This is a genomic window from Mycolicibacter heraklionensis, assembly GCF_001021505.1.
GTDB lineage: Bacteria > Actinomycetota > Actinomycetes > Mycobacteriales > Mycobacteriaceae > Mycobacterium > Mycobacterium heraklionense.
Genome location: NZ_LDPO01000007.1, coordinates 154990 through 176066, shown reverse-complemented (window position 1 = coordinate 176066; position 21077 = coordinate 154990). Strand labels below are relative to the sequence as shown.

Sequence of the window (21077 nt, the reverse complement as noted above, 5' to 3'; positions counted from 1 at the left end):
AAGTGAAGTTTGATCCCATCGCGATCGTCGGGCAGGGCTGTGTCCTGCCCGGGGGACTGAATGCGGGTGAGCTCTGGACAACCGTGCACGACGGCCGCGACGTGCTGGGCTCGGCCGGCCCGGACTACTGGGGCGTATCGCCGGCTCGTGTCCGGTGTGCCCCGGCGGACGTACCCGAACTCGACCGCACCTGGTCGGATCGCGGCGGCTATGTCCGCGGCTTCGATGACGTGTTCAACCCCCGCGGACTGCTTCTCGACGCTGACGTTCTCGCCGGGCTCGACCCGCTCTACCGGTGGGGCATCGAGGCGGCCAGACAAGCCCTGGTCAGTGCGGGATGGCGCGCGGGTGAAGTCCCGGGTTCCGCCGGGATAGTCCTGGGCAACCTGAGCTACCCGACAAAGAAGATGACCGATCTCGCCGAAACGGTCTGGCGAGGACAACAACCCGGCGTCGAGTCTGGGGTGGACTGGCGCAATCGCTTCATGTCCGGGCTGCCGGCACATCTGATCGCACAGGCACTGGGCTTGACGGGCGGAGCCGCGGCCCTCGACGCTGCCTGCGCTTCATCGCTGTATGCCATCAAGCTGGCCTGCGATCGGCTGCACGACCGCACCGCGGACATCATGTTCGCCGGTGGCGTCAACGGCGCCAGTGACCTGCTGCTGCATATCGGCTTCACCGCCTTACAGGCGCTCAGCCGAACGGGCCGGTCGCGGCCGTTCCACAACGGCGCCGACGGGCTGGTCCCCGCCGAAGGCGCGGCCATCCTGGCGCTGCGGCGGCTTGACGACGCGATCGCCGACGGCGACGCCATCCTGGGCGTGATCCGGGGTGTCGGCCTGAGCAACGACGGTCGGGGACACGGATTCCTGGTGCCCTCCCAGGACGGCCAAGAACGCGCAATGCGTCTGGCCTACCAGATGGCCGGACTCGAGCCGCGCGACGTCTCGCTCATCGAATGCCACGCCACCGGGACATCGCGCGGCGACCTGACCGAACTGATGAGCATGGCGCGCATTTTCACCGGCATGTCCGACGTGCCCATCGGATCGCTGAAATCCAATCTGGGCCATTCGATCACGGCGTCCGGCGCTGCGGGTGCCATCAAAGTGCTCGCAGCGATGCGGGCCGGGGTACGTCCCCCGACCCTGCATGCCGATGATCCGCTGCCCTTCCTCGCCGACTCGCCGTTCCGGCTGCTCACCGATGCCGAGCCGTGGGACAGCGACGGTCCGCGCCGCGCCGCGGTCAACAATTTCGGCTTCGGCGGCAACAACGCCCACCTGCTGCTCGAAGAATGGGTCGAAGGGAGCGGTCCAACGCCGGCTCCCCCGGCTGCCGCGCCCCGGCCCGAGCAGGAGGTCGCGATCGTCGGCCTGAGCCTGCTGGTCGGCGACGGACACGGAACCGCCTCCGTCGCTGAGCACTTGACGACGTGTCAGCCGATACCCACCGGCACGGGCGACGGAATCCGCGGCGCACGCATGGGTGAGGTCTGTCTGGATCTAACCAAAACCCGTTTCCCGCCAGCCGATCTCAAACAGACTCAGCCCCAACAGCTGGCCCTGCTCGGTGCGGCTCTCAACATCGGCGAGTTGATCAAGAGCCTGCCGCCGGACACCACCAGCGTCGTCGTCGGAATGGGCTGCGACGCCGAAGTCAACCGATTCGGGCTGCGCTGGCGGTTGGCCGACGAATTCGATGACCCCGAGCAGCTCGCCGCGGCTCGGGACGGCGTCGTTGCGGGGTGGACCGCAGCGGGCGTCGTGGGCGCCATGCCCAACATTGTGGCGAATCGTCTCAACAGCCAATTCGATTTACGGGGGCCGAGTTTCACGGTGTCCCGGGAACAGCTCTCAGGCACCACGGCCCTCGAGATGGCCGCGCGGGCGTTGCGGCGCGGAGAGGTCGACGCGGCCGTGGTGGGCGCGGTGGATCTCAGCTGCGAACCCGTGCACCAGGCAGCGGCTCGTGCACTACTGCCCGCCGACGAGCAGGTACCCGCCGACGCGGCCGTCGTTCTCGTGCTCAAGCGCGCCGCCGATGCGCGCCGCGACGGTGACCCGGTGTACGCGACCCTGCTTCCCGATCAATCGGTGGACGCCGAATGTCTGCACCTGGGCACCGTTCCCGGTGCGGTGAACCTCTCGGCCCTGCTGGGTCACGCGCACGCCGCCTCGGGACTGTTGCATGTGGCCGCCGGCGTGCTCTACGGAGCCCTCGGTGTGTGGCCCGACGGCGAGCCCTGGACCTCCGAGCAACGGCGCGTCGCCGTCGAGCTCACCGGAATGGCCGATCAGCGACAACACATCACGCTGGTGTCGTCGGCAACCGGGCCCGAGGCCACGACATTGATGGCGCCGGCAGCGGCCAACGCTGCCGGGAAACCCATCCACCTCAACTTTCCCGCGCACCTGCCCGCGGTCCAACTTCCACCACGCGTTCCGGCCCCAGGAACCAACCCCCCTCACCAACTGGAGCAATTCATGCCGACACAACTCCCGATGCCTCCGGCTCTGGCAACGGTCGCGGAGTCGCTGGCCCGGCTGCCGTTGGGTGTGGCCGCGGCTACGCCGCCGCCGGAGCCGCAGCCCGCCGCAGCGGCCGCGCCGACTCCCGCCACCGTCACCATGCCCGCGGGCGCCAGCCGGGCAATCCAGCCCGCCAAGCCGGTCGACAAGGTGGTCCCGACGCCGACGGTCAAGCGCGAGCCGGTCGGACTCAAGCTCGACAAAGACGGACTGCTCGTGCACTCCTCGGGGAACATCTCCGAGATCTTCGGCCCGGCGTTCGCCGAGCAGGACCAGTACGCACGACAGGTCCGGATGCCCGAACCGCCACTGCTGCTGGCAGATCGGCTGCTGGGCATCGACGCGGAGCCCGCCCGCAACGGCACCGGAACGCTCTGGACCGAAACCGATGTCACCGCCGACTCCTGGTGGCTACAGCAGGGCCGGATGCCCGCCGGAATCATGATCGAAAGCGGGCAGGCCGACCTGATGCTCATCTCCTGGATGGGCGCGGATCTGCTCAACAAGGGCGAGCGGGTCTACCGGCTGCTCGGCTGCGAGGTGACCTACCTGGGCGGCCTGCCCGAGATCGGCGACACCCTGCGCTTCGACATCCATGTGGACGGCCACGCCCGGCAAGGTGACGTTCGGCTCTTCTTCTTCCACTACGACTGCACGATCGACGGTGTCGAGCGGATGTCGATGCGCAACGGCCAAGCCGGTTTCTTCACCGACGAGGAGTTGGCGGCCTCCGGCGGAATCCTGTGGCGCCCTGAGGATCACACCGTCAGCGGACCGATGGAGCAGACGCCCGCCCAGACGTCGCGTAGCTCGCTGCAGCGTGCCGATCTGGAGGCGATGGCGTCCGGCGAGATCTGGCGCACGTTCGGCGAGGGTTTTGAGCGCGCAGGCAGCCACACCCGCACCCCCAGCATCCACGCCGGCGACATGCTCTTCGTCGACGAAGTCACCGATCTGGACTTCACCGGTGGACCGTGGGGCCGCGGGTATCTGCGGGCCGTCGCGCCCGTCACGCCGGAGAACTGTTTCTTCGCCGGTCATTTCAAGAACGACCCGTGCATGCCCGGCACGCTGATGTACGAGGCGACCATGCAGACCATGGCGATCTACATGACCGCCCTGGGCATGACCCTCGACTGCGACGGCTGGCGCTTCGAACCCGTTCCCTTCGAGACCTACAAGCTGCGCTGCCGGGGTCAGGTCACGCCGCAGTCCCGGGAGGTCGTCTACGAAGTCTTCGTTCGCGAGGTGATCGCCGGACCCGAGCCGACCCTGTTCGCCGACCTGCTGTGCACCGTCGACGGGCTGCCCGCCTTCCACTGTGAGCGGATGGGCCTGAAACTGACACCGGGATGGCCGATGGACTCCGGCGCGAAGGAGCTCGAAGGCTACGTCGAGCCCAAACCGGTCGCCGAAGTCAACGGGTTCCGCTACGACTACCAGGCGATGCTCGCCAGCGCGATCGCCAAGCCGTCCATGGCGTTCGGGCCGCTGTTCGAGAAGTTCGACTCGCCCCGCAAGGCGGCCCGGCTGCCCGGCCCGCCGTATCACTTCATGTCGCGGGTCACCGAACTGGTCGGCGAGACCGGCGTGATGAAGGCCGGCGCCGAGGTCGTCGTGGAGTACGACGTCCCCGCCGACGCCTGGTATTTCGCCGAGAACGGCGCCGCCAACGGGCACGAGACGATGCCCAACGCGGTGCTCATGGAGGTCGCCCTGCAGCCCTGCGGTTGGCTGGCCAGCTACGTCGGTTGCCCGCTGGACGGTGAGGCGGACCTGTTCTTCCGCAACCTGGACGGGACCGGGACCCAGCACCGCGAGGTCACTCCGGCGACCGGAACGTTGCGAATCCACGTGAAGCTGAAGAGCCTGGCCAAAGCCGCGGGCACCATCATCGTCGGCTTCGACGGGGAGATCACCGCCGACGACGGACCGGTCTACACCTTCGACACCGTGTTCGGCTACTTCAAACGCGAAGCGCTGCAGAACCAAGTTGGGCTCCCGGTCAGCGACGAACAACGTGCCGCACTGGCGCAGGCCTGCGAGGCCCCGGTGGTCGACTTGACCACCCAACCGGCCGAGTTCTTCGGCGCGGGTGCACGGTTGGCGGACCCGATGCTGCTGATGGTCGACCGGATCACCGGCCGCTGGCCCACCGGCGGCGCCGCCGGACTGGGACAGTGGCGCGGCGTCAAAGACGTCAACCCCGGCGAGTGGTACTTCAAAGCGCACTTCTTCCAGGACCCGGTCCAACCGGGATCCCTGGGCATCGAGATGCTGTTGCAGGTCCTGCAATTCGGGATGCTCGACCTCGGACTCGGCAAGGAAGCCGGCCCGTCCGCACGCTTCGAGCCGGCCGCCCTGCACGACGCCATGACCTGGCGGTATCGCGGCCAGATCATCCCCACCAACAAGCAGATCACGGCGCAGGTGGAGATCACCCGGATCGTCCGCGAGGACGCCGGCGTCCTCGCGGTCGCCGAGGCATCGCTGTGGGTGGACAACAAGCGCATCTACACCGCGAGCAACCTGGGCATGCGCATCGTCGCCGGCACCGGGGAAGGGCGCTCCTCGGCCGGTGCCGGCACCATCACGACATCCGCTCCGGCCGCGGTGTCGGCGGGAGGTGCAGTCGCGGCGGCCGCGACCACCACAATGGAAGTCACCCTGGATCCGGTCAGCGACTCCTGGATCGTCGATCACTGCCCGACCTATGTCATCCCCTCGCTGCCGATGATGTCGGTCATGGACCTGTTCGCACAGGCGGCAGCCCGCGCCACCGGCGGAGCCAAGGTTGTCGAGGTCACCGATGTCCAGATGGTTCGGTGGGTCGTGGTCGACTCCCCGAAGCAGCTGCGGGTGGTGCTGGAGCAGACGCAGCAGGCCGGGTGTTTCCAGGGCCGACTGGAGGTCTGGCGTGATGCTCCGCGAGCAGAGTTGTCCCGCTGGGAGATTCACGCGCACGCCGTCGTCGCCACGGCCGCGCAGTACACCGGTGAACCGGAACCGCCGGCCCCGCTGGAAGGTGCGGTGCCCTACGCCAACCCCTACGACGGAACCGTGTTTCACGGTCCGGCCTTCGCGGCCCTGACCGATGGCGCCCGCATCGGCCGCAACGGCTCAACCGGAACGCTCGCGATCGACCGCTGCGCCGTTCCGGCCGGCGAACTGCAGCCGGGACTGCTGGACGGCGCGTTGCACGTGATACCGCACACCGCTATGAGCGTGTGGACCACCGACACCGACCCCGCGTCGTATGCCGATGCCCGCGACCCCGATGTCGGATTCCCGCGCCGCATTCTCTCGGCCCGGTTCTACGCCGACGCTCCCGTGGCGGGAACCGTTGATGTCGAAGCCCGATTCGTGGGCTTCGACGACGACGAAGGCCGCATGCCGACATTCGACCTGTGGCTCAGTGCCGACGGTAAACCCTGGGCGCGCATCCGGATGGCCGAGTTTCTGCTGAGCAAGGGCCCGCTGGCCGAGGTCGGCGGTCCGGAGCGCCGCGCGTTCATGGGGGACCGCCAGCCCGTCCCCGGATTGTCGCTGAGCGAGCGGCTCGGGCGCGGCGTCCTCGAACTCGACACTGCCCGGATGGCAACACTCGACTGGTTCAAGGGCACCCTGCAGGCCGTGTACGGCACGGACAGCCAAGGTGATTCGCTGATGGTCGACATCGTGACCAAGGAGGCGGTGGCAGACGCCGTCCACAACGCGATTCATCCCTCCCGGGTTCAGATCGTCGACGGGCAGGTGAGCTGCCCGGCGCTGCCGCTGGAGCGCATCACCGTCGAGGTCGAGAAACTGCGGCCGGGAGCGTGTCGCGCGAGCGCGTCATCGGTGACCGACTGGGAACCGGTCCGAGCCTGGTGGACCGAGAGCGCGGGGATGCCGGACGGCTGGTTCGGGGAGTTGGCCCTGGGGGCGGTGCTGTCGCGCTACGTACGACACGTCGTGGTCACCGATCCGGCGGCGATGGCGGCGGTGCGCGGCCGGCCCGTCCTCTTGCTGGCCAATCACCAGGTACAGGTCGAGTCGTTGCTGGGCACCACCATCGGATCGTGGCTGACCGGTACGAAGGTCGTCACCATCGGCCATGCCAAACACGAAACGGGCTGGGTCGGCAATCTCTTGCGGATGATCGATACGGCGGCCGGCAAGGAGCTGGGGCATCTTCGCTATTTCGACCAGCAGCAGCCCCAGGAGTTCTTCGGTCTGGTCGATGAGCTCAAGCGCGAAGCCGCGGCCCTGGGAGTGTCGGTCATGGTGCACGCCGACGGGACCCGCAGCGTGAGCTCGGGCCAGCGGGTCGAGCGGCTGACGTCGACATTGCTGGACATGGCGATCGAGATGTCGATGCCGATCGTGCCGGTGTACTTCGCGGGCGGTTTACCCGAGGAGCCGTTGCCGCACAAGCTCGAAGTTCCCTACGGCCATGCCGCCCAGGACTACATTTTCGGCAGGCCGATCCTGCCCGAGGAGCTGCGCGGTCGGCCCTACGCTGAGTTGCGGCGTTACGTGATGGATGCCATCAACGCGCTCGCACCGTTCAGCGATGCGCCGCATCCACCGAACTACGATGTGGAGAGCCGGATTACCGCCGCTGCCCCGGGCGCCTCGCCGCTGGAGTCGGTGTGGTTCTGCATCGAGGACGCGCTGGATTCCCTGCCCGTCGACTGGCGAAACCTGGTCACCGACGATGACTGGGAGACCGTCAAGGCGGATGAGTTCAGTCCGTCCTGACTCAGAGGCTGGGTGCCGGCCTCGCCGGAGCCTTGTTGACGGCGGCCGAGGCGGGCGGCTAGCTTAGGGGCGATCGCGGCACGGCCGTCCAGCTGCGCAGCTGGGCGTAGATCGGCCTTCAACGAATCGTGACCAACCAAGTCTTCGCAGACAGGAGCCCACTTATGGCGTCAGCATCTCTGGGCGTCTACACGTGCCTCGCGTGTGTCGTGTTGCTTACCCTGGCACTCTTTTTGTCCAGCAAATCCTGATCGGTCGCACGACCTCACGGATGTAAATTCCACTGGCCGCAGTCCTGGGCCAGGACATCGTTGACGTCGACTTCGATCCCCCCGACGATCGGCCCCGGGTTCGAGGCGGTACTCACTATCCGCTGATAGAGCACTGCACCGGGGTCGACCTGGCCGCGCGACCAGGATCGGGTCTGCCAGGCCCACCGCTTACCGGGTGTGCGGGAGACCCCGATGACACCGTCGGCGGCCGCCCACTGGCACACGTTCACGCCTCCGTAGACGCCGGTGCGCTGCACTCCCAGTACCGAGTTGATTCCCCGAAACCATTGCAGTGCCACGGTGTTCCAGGTGTTGCGGTCGATGTCGTCGTCGACGCTGAAGAAGATCGGCGCACTGCGCCCGCCGCCTGCCGCGGTGTGCAGCTGCCAGGCGGTCTGCGCGTCGGAGACACCGCCGGGGTATCCCCGGGTGAAATCCGACGGTGCCGTCCCGCCCGGCTTGCCGTACTGGTAGTTACTGACGATCACCAGTCCCGCGGCGGTCAGCGATTCGGCGTAGGGCCGGGTGATCGGCTTGGCGCCGAAGTGCGAACCAGGCCGCGACGTCGACACGTAGTTGATGACTCCGGCATGGCCGGCGGCCCGGATGTCCTGCGCCGGAATCTGGCGCATGGCGTAGTCGATGAGCGTGGGAGCCGCAGCCGACGCCGTCGGCATTCCGGTGGTCGCTGCGCCCAGCCCGGTGAGCGCCGCGGCGGATGCGTACCGCAGTGCGTCACGTCGGGAGACGTGGTTCCGAGGGCGGGAAGTCCGCGGAGAGTCAGGCACGGGCCGATGTTAACAATGTGGCTGCTGTTAATGGTGTTGCCCGCGCCGAGAGCGCTCGGACGCTTTTCCGCAAAGATCGTCGCTTTGCCCGGAAGGCGAGTCGTCGGCGGATACGATTCGTGCGTGTCGACGCCGGTCAGCAATACATCGCCGACGACTCCGCGCGCACCCGAGGTCCTGTTGGTGGTCGCGGGCTGGTGCGTCGTCGCGACGTGCTTCGCTGCGATGGTAACGACCGCTTTGACTGGCGGATCATCGATATCGGCTGTCGCCGAAGCCATCTCGGGCGCGGCGTTGGCGGTGTTCGTGTTGCTCCATACGCTGACGCTCTACAAACCCGCCGGCGCCGTCGCCTACTTGGCCATCGCGGTGACTGTGGGATTCGGCCTGGAGGCGTGCAGTATCGCGACCGGCTTCCCGTTCGGCTTCTACACCCATCACGTGGAAGGACCCCGTGCGTTCGGCGTGCCGTTCACGGTGGTGGCGGCCTGGGCGATTCTGGCCTGGGTGGCTTGGATTCTGGCCCGGGTGATTGTGGGCGAGTTCCGGAGCCGGACGCTGTCGGTCGTCGTGACACCCGTCGTCGCCACCCTGATCGTCGGCGGCTACGACCTGGTGATCGACCCGATCGGGGCCTACGTGCGTCAGATGTACTCCTACCGGTCACCGAGCGGGGTTCTGGGCGTGCCGTTGAGCAACTACGTCGGCTGGGTGATCACCGGGTGGGTGCTGTTCCAGACATTTGCCTTGATTGAACGACGGTGGCGACGGGAACCCACCTCCGTCACCCGGTCGGCGCTGTTGATGCCGGCCGTCATCTGGTTCGGACTCGGCCTGCAGGTGAACCTCGGGCTGCTGCGCGCGGGCGACGCCACGACGACGATCCAGGGCACACCCGTTGCACTGGCCGACATCTATGAGACATGCGCTGAGATGACGTGGTTCATGATGGGCCTGGTCGTGGTCGTCAGCGTGGTCCGGCTCTATCAAGGCACGCCGGCGGCGTCGCCGGAGACCGCCGACTAAAGGCGCACACGGGCCGCTACCCGACCACGATGGGACGCGGCATGACGGTGAGCTTGACCCCATAGCGCGGTGTGCCGAGACCGTAGCCGCCGTGGCGGCCGGCGCCACCCGGAGGAATCGGGGGAGGCATGGCGGTCATCGACCTGCTTTCCGGGGCGACGGTCCAGCCGCTACCCGTCCCGGCGGTGGGAGCACCTGTCGGGGTGGCCGCCGCCCAGCTGGGTGGCGCCGACAACGAACCGACCAGGGTGGCGCGGCCCACACCGGCAGCCACCGGGGAGCTGGCGCCGCCGGCAGCGCGGCCGGCGGCCTCCAGCCCACCAGTGGCCGTCGACGCCAGTGTCATACCGGAGGCCGGGCCGAGCCCGGCGCGGGACAGGGCGGCTGTGCCGCCATCCATGCCGCGTGCCAGAAACCCGAGCGTGGCCAGCCCGGAAAATCCCTCGATGTTGCCGCCGGGGTCGAAAATGCCGGTTGCGGCGATGGTGTTCCACAACTGGGCATTGATATTCAGACCCGACCCATCGTCGCTGCCCCAGGTATCCCCGAAGAGGCCGTCGAAGAATTTGGTCCAGTCCCAATCGGGTGACGACGGCGAGGTGCCCTCCGCCGGCGACGCCATGCTCCGCAACGCATTGGGCAGCTGGGCGTGGGCATCGGTGGGGTCTACACCGCCGGCGGCCGGCCCGCCCTCGTCTTGATGGGTGGTTTCGGGAGCATCTGCGAAGGGGATCAGTTGTGTGGCGGTAGCGGAAGCCGCGGCGTAGCCGTACATCGCGACGGCGTCTTGCGCCCACATCTGGCCGTAACGAGCTTCGGCCGCTGCGATGGCCGCGGTGTTCTGTCCCAGCGCGTTGGTCTTGACCAATGACGCCAGCAGCACCCGGTTGGTCTCGATGGCCGCGGGCGGCACGGTCATGGCGTGGGCCGTGGCATACGCTTCGGCCGCGGCGTACGCCTGTGCCGCTGCCTGCTCGGCCTGCTCGGCGGTCACGCCCAGCCACACAAAGTAGGGTTCGGCCGCCGCCGCCATCGCCGATGCCGATGGCCCCCACCACCCTTGACTGGCTAGGCTAGCCACCAACCACTCGAAAGATGTTGCTGCCGAGCGCAGTTCCGAGGCCAGCAGATTCCAGGAAGCCGCAGCGGCCAACATCGGCCCCGATCCCGGTCCGGCGTACATCCGTGCCGAGTTGATCTCCGGTGGAATTGATCCGTAGTCCATTACCCAAAATCCTTTCAGTAGAACGAGATGACGTTCGCGGCGTCGGTCGCTGCGTATGACTGCGCGCTGCGCTGCAGCGTGTTCACGAACGTCTCGTGCACCGCAGCGGCTCGCTTGCTGATCGCTTGGTACACCTGGGCGTGCCGTGCGAACTGAGCCGCGGTCAGCACCGAGACCTCGTCGGCGGCGGCGGGAATCACGCCGGTAGTCGGCGCTGCGGCGGCGGCGCTCTGCGCGGCCACCGTATATCCGACGCCGCGCAGATCGGCCGCTGTCGCGGCCAGTTCTTCGGGCAAGGCGGACACAAAAGACATCGGAAATCTCCCTCGAGAAGGCATGACGAATTACGCTGCTAAAAGCGGATATTCGCGCGTCACGGCAGCGCACGTCCACGATGAGGACAGCGCTGATACGGTACGGCGCGAACCGGTTCAGAAGGTGAAAGCAGCGCCGGGGCAGGATTCGAACGAAATGATCGTCGAACTCGGATAAGGACTATCGCTCGGACTCAATGTCGCTCTCACCTCCTCACGGCCAGGGCACACGGGGATGCCGTTGCGGCGGGCACATCGGGACAAACCGAACCAGCGCGGAGTCGGCCGGACGGCACCCCTCTCGACAGAGTTTTGGCACTGCACGGCGTATCCAGCCATAGGCCGAAAGCCACTTGGGCTCAACCCTTAAGCCGGGAAGAGCTGTCCTGACCCTGGGCGTCTCTCGACGTTTGAGGTCAGTGGCCTGTATCCGTACAGACGCCTCACCTAGCGAGGTGCGTTCGCGGCCATGGTGGCATCAACGGTGGGGGTAGTCAACTCGAACGAGCAGCTCCGCATACCCAACTGCGTTGCCCAAAAAGGCCAATGCACCCCGAAACGCACTGTATGACAGTGCTATTCGCAATGTAGAGAAATTTGCCCGCCGCAGGAACACGCCATACCGGCGAAAGCCTCGACACGGCGACGGTGGTGAACCACACGAAATACCAACGGATCCCGAGCCCAGCTGATCGACCGAATGCTCGGACGGTGTCGTAGACCGACGATTCGGTGAATCAAGCCGTGCTACCTTCGAAATGGCCGGCGGCCGATCCCTACGCACGTGGTTTCCTGAGCACGGATCGCGTCCGCCCTTGACCTGAATCACCCCATTTACTTAAATGGGCTAGCAGTCACATCAGCGACTACGGAGGAACTTGTGCAGACGTCGGCGTCCGAGGTCTCCGTTGGTTCCGACTACTGCGGTCCCCTGCTCGGGTCCGGCAGCCACCTGGAACGCGCCACGCACGACGCCCTGGACAGGCTGCAGCAGGTGTTGACCCTGCACCCAATGGGCGCTGACCGATTCCGGGCGGGGAACGAGGCCGGCCGGTTCGGCCGAATCTTCGGCGGCCAGCTCATCGCCCAGTCGATGGCAGCGGCCGCGGCCACGGTGCCCGGGCTCACCGCCCATTCGATCCATGCGTCGTTTCTGCGCCCAGGCGACTCCGCCATACCTCTGGAGATCGTCGTCGACCGCACCCGCGACGGGCGCACCATGTCGGCGCGGCAGGTCACCGTACAGCAGGACGGTCGCACCCTGATGGTGGCGACGGTGTCCTTCGACACCAGCCCCGACAGCACAGACACCACCCCCGTGCCGCTGCCCGGACCCGCACCGGAAGCCCTGCCGCTGCTGCAGCACTGGGTACAGCACGCCCCGCCGTACCTGGCCGGGCGGGGTAACACCTGGATCGAACGACCCCCACCACTGGAAGTCCGCACCGCCGAAGCGCCCGTCTTCCTCGGCGGCGCACAGGCGCCGGGCCCGCGTACACATTGGATGCGGTTGCCACGCGAGATCGACCGCGACGCGCAGCTGCACGCAGTGCTGCTTGCCTATGCCAGCGATTACCTACTGGTGGACACCGCATTTCGTGCCCACCCGGAGCCGGTCGACCATGCCACGCACACCGGCCTGACCCTGGACCACAGCGTCTGGCTGCACCGTCCGGTCCATTTCGATCGATGGCACCTCTACACCCAGCAGACCGTCGCCACGGCCGGCCACCGCGCCCTGGTGCACGGCACCATGGTGGATGCCGCCGGTCGCCATGTGGCCAGCACCGCTCAAGAAGTCCTGGTCCGGCCGATAGCCGAGGCGCCCGGACGACAGAAGCCCGAGGATCGGTAGACCTGAGTTCGTATGTGACCGGACAGACGCTGCATGTCGACGGCGGAACGCACGCGGCGGGCGGCTGGTACCACCATCCCGACAGTGGCGATTACGTACTCGGTCCGTCACGGCCTACCAACACTTAGCAACTCCACGCGAAGGAGAGCCGTATGCGGTTCGCTTTCACCTATCCGATCATCACCCATCCGTGTGATCCCGAGTTGGCCTCCGCAGGCGGGGTGACCACCGTTGCGCGGGCGGCCGAGGCCGCCGGGTTTGACGCCATGGGTTTCACGGACCACCCGGCGCCGACCCAGCGCTGGCTCGACGCCGGCGGCCACGACAGCCTCGATCCCTTCGTGGCGATGGGATTCGCCGCAGCGCACACCGAGAAGATCCGGTTCATCCCGAATGTCGTCGTCTTGCCCTACCGCAACCCGTTCGTCGTGGCGAAATCGGGTGCGACGCTGGATCTTTTGTCGGGAGGAAGGTTCACCCTGGCCGTTGGTGTCGGCTACCTCAAGGGCGAGTTCGCCGCTTTGGGGGTGGACTTCGATGAGCGCGCCGCACTGGTCGAAGAGAGCCTGGACGTCATCCGAGCTATCTGGACCGGTGATGACGTCTCGTTCGAGGGCCGACATTTCCGGGCGCACGGGATCACCGCGCATCCGCGACCGGTCAGCAACCCCCATCCGCCGATCTGGATCGGCGGCAACACGGGAAAGGCACGTCAGCGGGTGGCGACGCGGGGTGACGGCTGGGCGCCGTTCCCGGCGCCGCCCGGTCTGGCCAGCACCGCCCGCACCGCCGAGATGAACTCGCTGGAAGCCCTGGCAGCAGGCATCGACGACCTGAGACGACGCTGCGAGAAAGCAGACCGTGACTGGTCCACCATCGACGTCTGCTTCTCGAACCTCGCCGGCGGCCGCCTCGGCTACGACGACTTCGATCCCGGCGCCTATCTGGACGGTCTGGGCCGCCTGGCCGAGATCGGCGTGACCTGGGTCCAGGTCGCGGTCCCCGGCGACAGCCTCGGCCGGGCCGTGGAGGCCCTATCGCATTTCGGTGAATCGGTGATCAGGACGTTCTAGGAACGTCCGGCCAGTACTCTTCGGAGTTGTGACGCGTTCCGCTTCGCGGCGCGAGGTGCTCAGGTATGCCGCGCTACTCGGCCCGGCGCTGGCATTGCCCGGTGCCCTCGGGGCGACGGTCGGCGCGCCGCGGGCCGGTGCGAACGGGCTGCAAGTCATCGATTTCGCCCACCGGCTGGTGTCGCCCGAACAGATCAAGGCCGCCGGTTTCGACGGGGCGCTGGTCTACGTCTCCGAGCTCCGGCCGGGCGCCACCTTCGATTTCAAGCCCGTCACCCGCGACTACGCCGACGGCCTCCGCGCCGCCGGCCTGCAGGTCGCCAGCTGCTACCAGTTCGGCAAGCCAGGTTGGCCGCAGTCGCCGTCGGACTTCACCCGGGGATACGACGGCGGCGTGGCCGATGCGCGGACGGCGCTACGGTTGCACGCCGCCGCCGGGGGACCGCCGTCCGCGCCGATCTTCTTCAGCGTCGACGAGGACATCGACGCCACATCATGGAAGAGTCTGGCGGTCCAATGGTTTCGCGGGATCAATTCCGTACTGGGCGTTGACCGCACCGGAATTTACGGCGGCGCCCGGCAATGCACCTGGGCGATCAACGACGGCGTCGTCGGAAAATCGACCAGCCCGGGTCACCGGTGGGCGTGGCAGACCCGGGCGTGGTCGCATGGGGACCGCGAACCGGCGGCCGTACTCTTCCAACGAGAAATCGTCACCGCGACCGAGCCGGGTTTCGTCATCGACGACGTACATGTCGACGTCAACGACGTCCTCGCCGCGGACTTCGGCCAATGGGACCTCGCCCGACAATAGGGAGAACTTTCGTGATCGGCACATCCTGGGACGCACCACGAGTGGCGCGATGGTCCGGCGTCCTCGGTGTCGTCCTGCCCGCGATCACCTTGCTGGTGTACCCGATCTGGTCTTTCCCGGGAACCCGAACGCAGTCGGTCGACGTGGCGCGGTGGGCCGCCGCGCACCACGATCGGTTGGTCCTGACGATGGCCCTCAATACCGTCGGCGTCACGCTCTGGTTCGTCTTCGGTGCCGCGGTGTGGACGTACCTGCGGGATCGCGTTCCGATGAAATCGATCCTGCCGACCTGCTTCGCCGCGGGCTTCATCGGATGCGTAACGCTGCTGCTCAGCGGATTCACCGCCTTTGACCTGCTGCTGTACCGGCGCCGCAGTGCCGACGCGGCGGCACTGCTCTACGACCTGACGTTCGGACTGCTGGCCATGTCGGGGATGCCCCTGGTGGTGGCGCTGGGCGCGTTCGTGATCGCGGTGTATGCCCGGCAGACGTTGCCGTCGTACGCCGGCCACCTCGCGCTCGCTGCCGCGGTAGTCCATCCGGTGCTGCTGCTGACCTTCGTCTTCCGCGGCGGCCCGCTGTCCCTGGAGGGATATGCGATCACCGCAATGCCGGCGTTCTTGTTCGCCTGGATCCTCGGGACAGCGCTGGCGATGCCACGCGCCGGCGATGGCGCAGCCCCGGGTGCGGCGTCAGCGCCGCGTCGCGGGTCCGGCGCGCGTATCACCTCGCCAGGGCGCTAGCAGTAGCTCGCAGGCGCGCCGCATGTCGCGCTCGGCCTGTGCAGGGGTCGTTTCACCCATCACGGCCCAGGACAAGATGCCGTAGGCGCACTGCTCCACCAGTAGTGCCAGCTGGGTGTCGGCCGGTGCGGGCCGGGCGATGCCGGCGACGGCCAAGACGGCGGCGCGCAGGTCGAAGTCACCGCTCGCCGTTGATTCGGATCGCCGGGCGTTGACCGAGGTGATCATTGCGCGGGCCAGCCGCGGACGCGCGAGCATCGATCGACAGATACTGACCATGAGGTCGGTGACGTCGGCCGCCGGACAGCCCGTCGGCGGGTGCGACGGACCGGCGGTCTGGGTGTAGTGCAACAACAAGGCGCTGAACAGGTGATGCTTGGTGGGGTAGTAGCGGTAGACGGTCGCGATCGATACCGCGGATTGATCGGCCACGTCCTGCATCCGGACGGCCTCCAGCCCGTCGCGGGCACCGAGTCGGGCCGCGGTGGCAAGGATGCGCTCGCAGCGTTGTCGTTGCGCGGTCGTGCTGGGGGTAGCCGCCTCGCGCTCAACCGGCGGGCGGGGCATCAGTGGCTTGGGGGGGCTGTTCGGAGCAACTTCTGCATCAGCCGATGCGAGGCGAGCACGGCTTCGGCACGATCTGAGGTGGCGCGCAGGGCAGGACTGTCGGCGTGGGCCGAGATGACGTGCACCGGGCCCTGGGAGAGCCGGCTGAGTCCTTCGCGCGCGACATCAGCCGGATCGGACACCCGCAACCCCGGCACGTCGAAGTTGAGGCCGGCTCGTGCCATGGCGGGAGTCCTGGTCACGCCGAGCACCAATTCCAGTACGTGCACGTTGTAGTCGCGCAACTCCAGCCAGAGGCCCTCGGCGTAGATCCGGGTGAACGCCTTCGCGCCGCCGTAAACGGTCTGCCGGGCCGAACCGAGATAGCCGGTCAGCGACCCGACCAGCAGCAGACCGCCGCGCCGACGGACGCGCATCGGCCCGCCGAAATGATGGATGAGCGCCAGCGGTGTCCGCACGTTCAGGTCGAGGACGCGCCCGAAGGCCGCCGGATCGCCGTCGAGGAACTCCGCACTGTGGGTGTTGGCTCCCGCGTTGTAGATCAGCAGACCAACCTCGAGCTCCGTCGTCGCCTCGACGATCCGCGTGACCGCGTCCGCACCGGCCAGATCCAAAGGGAGCTCACGGACACGCACGCCGCGTGCCCGGCACCGATCGGCGGTGTCACGCAGCGGCTCTGCCTTGCGCGCGATCAGGACCAGATTGATGCCGGCGTCGGCCAGCTGGAATGCGAACTCGGCGCCGACACCTTCGGAGCCGCCGGCTATCACAGCCCAGGGGCCGTACTGCTGGGCCCACTCGGATTGATCACCGCTGGACAAGGCACGCCTCCATAACTAAAATTCATTCTAGTTTTACTCGGAAGAGGTTACCTCACCCTCGTGGTGCAACGGAAGGCGCAGAGCCATTGCGGTACAACGGCCCCCGGATTCGGTCCCGCTGATGCGGCTCGGCTTGGCCACACCGGTCGTCATCCAGATCCCCGGTACGGCATCGGACTGGGAAGCCGAAGGCGGTGTCGAGGACATCAGCCGGATCGCTTCGGCCGCCGACGAACTCGGGTTCGCCTACCTCACCTGCTCGGAACACGTCGCGGTGCCCGACGAGGCCGCGGCCGGGCGCGGGACGACCTACTGGGACCCGTTGGCCACCCTGTCGTTTCTCGCTGCCCGTACCCGCTCGATCCGGTTGGTGACATCGGTTGTGGTGCTGGGCTATCACCATCCGTTGGAGATCGCCAAACGTTACGGGACCCTCGACCGGCTCAGCGGTGGCCGGCTGACCCTGGGTGTCGGAGTGGGATCGCTGCGCGAGGAGTTCGACCTGCTCGGCTGTGCGTGGGACGACCGCGGCGCCCGCGCTGACGATGCGATGAAGGCGTTGCGGGCGGCACTGTCGGACACCCGCCCCGCCTATCACGGAGCCTTCTACCGGTTCGACTCGATGGTGGTGCAGCCGTGCGCCGTACAACAGCGGGTGCCGATCTGGGTGGGCGGCCGCACCCGCCGTTCGCTTCGGCGGGCGGTGGGCCTGGCTGACGGTTGGGCGCCGTTCGGCCTCAGCGTCGGCGAACTGGCGAAATATCTTGGCTCCGTGGACCTCCCGGACGAGTTCGCGGTTGTCTTGTCGACGCCTCCGCTGGACCCGATCGACGCCCCGCAGCAGGCCCTCGATCGGATCGGCAGGCTGGCTGACATCGGGGCCACCGATGTGAGCTGTGTGATCTCGGCGCGCTCTTCGGCGCACTTCTGCGACCAACTGGCCGCACTTGCCGAGCTGGCCGACCTCCGGCAGCGGGAGCGGCGATGAGCGAGCAACGGCTGGCCGACTTGGAGCGGCGTCTGCAGAAGATCGAGGACGAGCGCGCGATCGAGCGGCTGATCGCGTCCTACGGTCCATTGGTGGACGCCGGCGACCCCGAATCGGTCGCCGCGCTGTGGCGACAGGACGGCGTCTACGACGTCGAAAACTGGCTGATGAACGGCCGCGAGGAGATTGCGGCCATGGTGCGCTCTCGTGGCCACCAGGAGCTGATCGCTCGCGGATGTACGCACTTCCTGGGGCCGGCAGTGGTCACCGTGAACGGCGACGAGGCGGTCGCCGTGTGCGAGTCGACGCTGCTGGTCAAACAGGGCAGCGAGTTTCGCGTCGCGCGCGGCGGCGCCAACTATTTTCACTTCGAACGGGTGGCCGGTTCGCCCGGCCAGTGGCAGATTGTCACGCGGATCACCCGGATGCTGGACGGCGCCGCGGAGAGTCGCGCGTTACTGGTGGACGGCGTTGCCGGGCGCATCCGTTGAGAAGCCCACGGCGTAGCGGCCGAGACGGCCGAAGTCGGTCCGCACAACCCGGCGGCTAGACTGCGCGGAAAAGCGCCTATCCGCCGGCACGGCAGGGGAGATTAATGGATCTGCGGTGGTCGGAGGAAGACCGGGCATTTCAAGCTGAGGTTCGGGAATTTCTCGACCAGAAACTGACCCCTGAGCTGCGCCGCGCGGGCCGGCTCATGACCAGTGTCTACGCCGATCACGAGGCCAGCATGGCGTGGCAGGCGATTCTGCACGAGCGGGGCTGGGCGGCGCCCGCGTGGCCGGTGGAGCACGGCGGCTGCGACTGGAGCCTGACCCAGCACTACATCTTCAGTCGCGAGTCGACGCTTGCCGGCGCACCGTCGCTGTCGCCGATGGGAATCCGGATGGTCGCGCACGCGATCGTCCGGTACGGAACGGACGCGCAGAAGGACTACTTCCTGCCCCGGATCCTCACCGGTGAGGTGTTCTTCTGCCAGGGCTACTCCGAGCCGGAGGCCGGATCGGACTTGGCGGCCCTGTCGATGGCGGCCACCGTCGACGGCGATGACCTGGTGTGCACCGGCAGCAAGATCTGGACCACGCACGCCGGCGAGGCGAACTGGATGTTCGCCCTGGTGCGCACCTCCCGGACCGGCAAGAAACAGCAGGGCATCACGTTCGTGCTGATCGACATGAACTCGCCCGGTATCGAGATCCGGCCGCTGGTGATGACTTCCGGCGAAGAGATCCAGAACCAGGTGTTCTTCGACGAGGTGCGGGTCCCCAAGACCAATGTGATCGGCGAGATCGACAGCGGCTGGACGGTCGCGAAATATCTGCTCGAGTTCGAGCGCGGCGGCGGCGCGGTGGCGCCGGGCCTGCAGGTGGTGGCCGAAGAGATCGCTACGGCGGCAAAGAGTCAGCCTGGGCCGGGCGGTGGCAAGCTCGCCGACGACGACGCCTTCATGCGCAAGCTCGCGGACGCGCGCATTCGCGCCGAGGTTTTGGAGATCCTGGAATACCAGGTGCTCACCGCCGTCGCCGAGGGACGCAATCCCGGGGCGTCGTCGTCGATGCTCAAGATCTTGGGCACCGAGCTGAGCCAGGAACTGACGGCGCTGGCGTTGGAGGCGGCCGGACCGCGGGGGCGCATCTATCAGCCGCATGTCACCGCGCCCGGCGGACCGATCGCCGACTACCAGCCTCCCGCCGACGGATATGCGTCCGGCGAACCGTGGCAGGCGGTGGCCCCGCTGCGCTACTTCAACGACCGGGCCGGCTCGATCTACGCCGGTAGCAACGAAATTCAGCGGAATATTCTGGCCAAGGCGGCATTGGGGCTCTAATGGACTTCAACCTGAACAATGAGCAGCAGATGCTGCGTGACGGCATCACCAAGTTCCTCGCCGCGCGCTACGACCTCGAGACGAGCCGCGCCGCAGCCAAGACCGGCGCCGGCTGGCAGCCCGAGATCTGGCGCGCCTTCGCCGGCGAACTGGGCATTCTGGGTGCGACGTTCTCTGAAGAGTTCGACGGAATCGGTGGCGGCGCCGTAGAACTCATGGTCATCACCGAAGCGCTGGGGCACGCGCTGGTGATCGAACCCTATGTCGACTCCGTCGTCGTCGCCGGCGGACTGCTGCACCGCTCCGGCAGCCCGGTGGCAACCGGCCTGCTCAAGGAAATCGTGGCCGGTACCGCGGTTGCGGCATTGGCTGCCGCGGAGCCGGATTCGGCCGATCGTTGGCAGGACGCGGTGACCCTGGCGCGTCCCGATGGCGACGGCTGGGTGTTGAACGGCTCGAAGATCATGGCCGTGGCGGCACCGCTGGCGACGCATCTGCTGGTCACCGCGCGCATCGAGGGCGAGGACGGCATCTCGTTGTTCCTCACCGAGGCCGACGCCGCCGGCATCACGCTGCACCCGTATCGAACCATCGACGACCGCAGCGCGGCCGATGTCACCTTCACCGATCTGCGGCTTGGTGCTGAGGCGTTGCTGGGTGAGCGGGGCGGCGCATGGCCGTCGTTGGCTCAGGCCCGGGACGAGGGTGCCGCGGCGATCTGTTCCGAGGCGGTCGGTTGCATGCGGAAAGTGTTGGCGGACACCGTCGAATACTGCAAGCAACGCCAGCAGTTCGGGCAGCCGATCGGTAGCTTCCAGGTGCTGCAGCACCGTATGGTCGACATGTTCATGGAGGTCGAGCAGTCAGCTGCCGCGGTCTACCTGGCGATCCTCAACCTCGAGGCCGACGAAGCCTCCCGTGCCCGTGCGGTGTCGGCGGGCAAGGCCACCATCGGCCGGGCGGCCCGATTCGTCGGCCAACAGGCGGTGCAGTTGCACGGTGGGATGGGCATGACCGAGGAGTTGGCCATCGGCCACTACTTCAAGCGGCTCACCGCAATTCAATACGAGTTCGGAACCACCGACTCCCACCTGGCCCGCTACGCAGAGCTGACAAAGGCGTAGCCGGGGCCGGCTACTTCTGCAAGTGGTGCGGGCAGTAAGCGTTGGCGGCGATCGCCGCGAACTGCGCGGCGCCGTCCATGGTCAGCCCGGGGTTGTCGGCCGTCAGTTGTTTGACGACCTTCAATCCCGACTCGCCGTTGTTAGCCATGCTGCAGACGGCATGGCCGGCCACAATGGCCTGATCGCTACTGGCGAAAGTGAGCCCCGCGGCTTTTAGGGCAGTCAGGAAGGCGGCGTCGCCGCCGCCGCCGTCGCCATCATCGGGATCCGCGTACGCCGGCGCGGCACACCCGATGACGGCGGCAATGCCCAAGACCGATAACAGACTGCGCATGCCGTTCCTCCTACTCTTTACTCGGCTG

16 protein-coding genes, 1 pseudogene and 1 riboswitch are annotated in these 21077 nt (G+C 67.4%); of the genes and pseudogenes, 11 read left to right on the top strand and 6 right to left on the bottom strand.

Features of this window, described 5'->3' with window-relative positions; all coding sequences use genetic code 11:
- Positions 1 to 2 precede the first annotated feature (2 nt).
- A complete protein-coding gene (locus tag ABW16_RS23860) occupies positions 3 to 7277 on the top strand; it encodes a beta-ketoacyl synthase N-terminal-like domain-containing protein (protein WP_052956849.1) in 7275 nt (2424 codons plus the stop codon).
- A 265-nt stretch (positions 7278 to 7542) separates the two neighbouring features.
- Here ABW16_RS23860 and ABW16_RS11030 read toward each other — a convergent pair whose 3' ends face one another.
- Positions 7543 to 8337, bottom strand: a complete 795-nt coding sequence (locus tag ABW16_RS11030) for a DUF1906 domain-containing protein (protein WP_047319208.1) — start codon at positions 8335 to 8337, stop codon at positions 7543 to 7545.
- A gap of 123 nt (positions 8338 to 8460) precedes the next feature.
- Between ABW16_RS11030 and ABW16_RS11025 the strand changes: the two genes are divergently transcribed.
- Positions 8461 to 9363, top strand: a complete 903-nt coding sequence (locus ABW16_RS11025; protein WP_052956848.1) for a carotenoid biosynthesis protein — start codon at positions 8461 to 8463, stop codon at positions 9361 to 9363.
- Between the two features lie 16 nt (positions 9364 to 9379).
- Here the strand turns inward: ABW16_RS11025 and ABW16_RS27990 are convergent, their stop codons facing one another.
- Together ABW16_RS27990 and ABW16_RS11015 are read right to left on the bottom strand one after the other, a co-directional pair.
- Positions 9380 to 10588 carry a PPE family protein gene (locus ABW16_RS27990; protein ID WP_047319207.1) on the bottom strand — a complete coding sequence of 403 codons (1209 nt, stop codon included), beginning with the start codon at positions 10586 to 10588 and terminating at the stop codon, positions 9380 to 9382.
- 14 nt (positions 10589 to 10602) lie between these two features.
- Entirely contained in the window at positions 10603 to 10902 is a 300-nt protein-coding gene (locus tag ABW16_RS11015) for a PE family protein (protein WP_047319206.1), read from the bottom strand.
- A 289-nt stretch (positions 10903 to 11191) separates the two neighbouring features.
- Positions 11192 to 11364, bottom strand: a riboswitch (M-box (ykoK) riboswitch).
- A 418-nt stretch (positions 11365 to 11782) separates the two neighbouring features.
- Between ABW16_RS11015 and ABW16_RS11010 the strand changes: the two genes are divergently transcribed.
- The 5 genes and pseudogenes from ABW16_RS11010 (at position 11783) to ABW16_RS10995 (ending at position 15387) form a co-directional block, all read left to right on the top strand.
- Positions 11783 to 12757 carry an acyl-CoA thioesterase gene (locus ABW16_RS11010; RefSeq protein WP_047319205.1) on the top strand — a complete coding sequence of 325 codons (975 nt, stop codon included), beginning with the start codon at positions 11783 to 11785 and terminating at the stop codon, positions 12755 to 12757.
- Positions 12757 to 12885: pseudogene (locus ABW16_RS27165) on the top strand (oxidoreductase); the annotation flags it as partial. The gene ABW16_RS11010 and the pseudogene ABW16_RS27165, both read left to right, overlap by 1 nt.
- Before the next feature lie 24 nt (positions 12886 to 12909).
- Positions 12910 to 13830 (top strand): LLM class F420-dependent oxidoreductase, encoded by a 921-nt coding sequence (locus ABW16_RS11005; RefSeq protein ID WP_047319204.1) that lies wholly within the window; start codon positions 12910 to 12912, stop codon positions 13828 to 13830.
- An 88-nt stretch (positions 13831 to 13918) separates the two neighbouring features.
- Positions 13919 to 14644 carry a DUF1906 domain-containing protein gene (locus ABW16_RS11000; protein WP_233424747.1) on the top strand — a complete coding sequence of 242 codons (726 nt, stop codon included), beginning with the start codon at positions 13919 to 13921 and terminating at the stop codon, positions 14642 to 14644.
- 11 nt (positions 14645 to 14655) lie between these two features.
- Complete coding sequence (locus ABW16_RS10995; protein ID WP_200900644.1) at positions 14656 to 15387, top strand: hypothetical protein; 732 nt, start codon at positions 14656 to 14658, stop codon at positions 15385 to 15387.
- Here the strand turns inward: ABW16_RS10995 and ABW16_RS10990 are convergent.
- Both ABW16_RS10990 and ABW16_RS10985 read right to left on the bottom strand, forming a co-directional pair.
- A complete protein-coding gene (locus tag ABW16_RS10990; protein WP_047319202.1) occupies positions 15337 to 15954 on the bottom strand; it encodes a TetR family transcriptional regulator in 618 nt (205 codons plus the stop codon). The two genes, ABW16_RS10995 and ABW16_RS10990, sit on opposite strands and share 51 nt — an antisense overlap.
- The gene (locus ABW16_RS10985; RefSeq protein ID WP_047319201.1) at positions 15954 to 16775 is read right to left on the bottom strand and encodes an SDR family NAD(P)-dependent oxidoreductase; all 822 of its coding nucleotides are present in this window, start codon (positions 16773 to 16775) and stop codon (positions 15954 to 15956) included. The genes ABW16_RS10990 and ABW16_RS10985 overlap by 1 nt, the downstream gene beginning before the upstream one ends.
- 121 nt (positions 16776 to 16896) lie before the next feature.
- On the opposite strand from ABW16_RS10985, the gene ABW16_RS10980 reads away from it, so the two are divergent.
- From ABW16_RS10980 to ABW16_RS10965, 4 genes are all read left to right on the top strand, one after another.
- Positions 16897 to 17763: an LLM class F420-dependent oxidoreductase gene (locus ABW16_RS10980; protein ID WP_047319200.1), complete on the top strand. Its 867-nt coding sequence runs from the start codon at positions 16897 to 16899 to the stop codon at positions 17761 to 17763.
- Entirely contained in the window at positions 17760 to 18254 is a 495-nt protein-coding gene (locus tag ABW16_RS10975; RefSeq protein ID WP_047319199.1) for a nuclear transport factor 2 family protein, read from the top strand. Before ABW16_RS10980 ends, ABW16_RS10975 begins: the two co-directional genes overlap by 4 nt.
- A 104-nt stretch (positions 18255 to 18358) precedes the next feature.
- Positions 18359 to 19591 carry an acyl-CoA dehydrogenase family protein gene (locus tag ABW16_RS10970; RefSeq protein WP_047319198.1) on the top strand — a complete coding sequence of 411 codons (1233 nt, stop codon included), beginning with the start codon at positions 18359 to 18361 and terminating at the stop codon, positions 19589 to 19591.
- Positions 19591 to 20715, top strand: coding sequence for an acyl-CoA dehydrogenase family protein (locus tag ABW16_RS10965; RefSeq protein ID WP_047319197.1), 1125 nt, complete (start codon positions 19591 to 19593; stop codon positions 20713 to 20715). The genes ABW16_RS10970 and ABW16_RS10965 overlap by 1 nt, the downstream gene beginning before the upstream one ends.
- Before the next feature lie 10 nt (positions 20716 to 20725).
- On the opposite strand, the gene ABW16_RS10960 is transcribed toward ABW16_RS10965, so the two are convergent.
- Positions 20726 to 21049, bottom strand: coding sequence for a DUF732 domain-containing protein (locus tag ABW16_RS10960; RefSeq protein ID WP_047319196.1), 324 nt, complete (start codon positions 21047 to 21049; stop codon positions 20726 to 20728).
- Positions 21050 to 21077 lie beyond the last annotated feature (28 nt).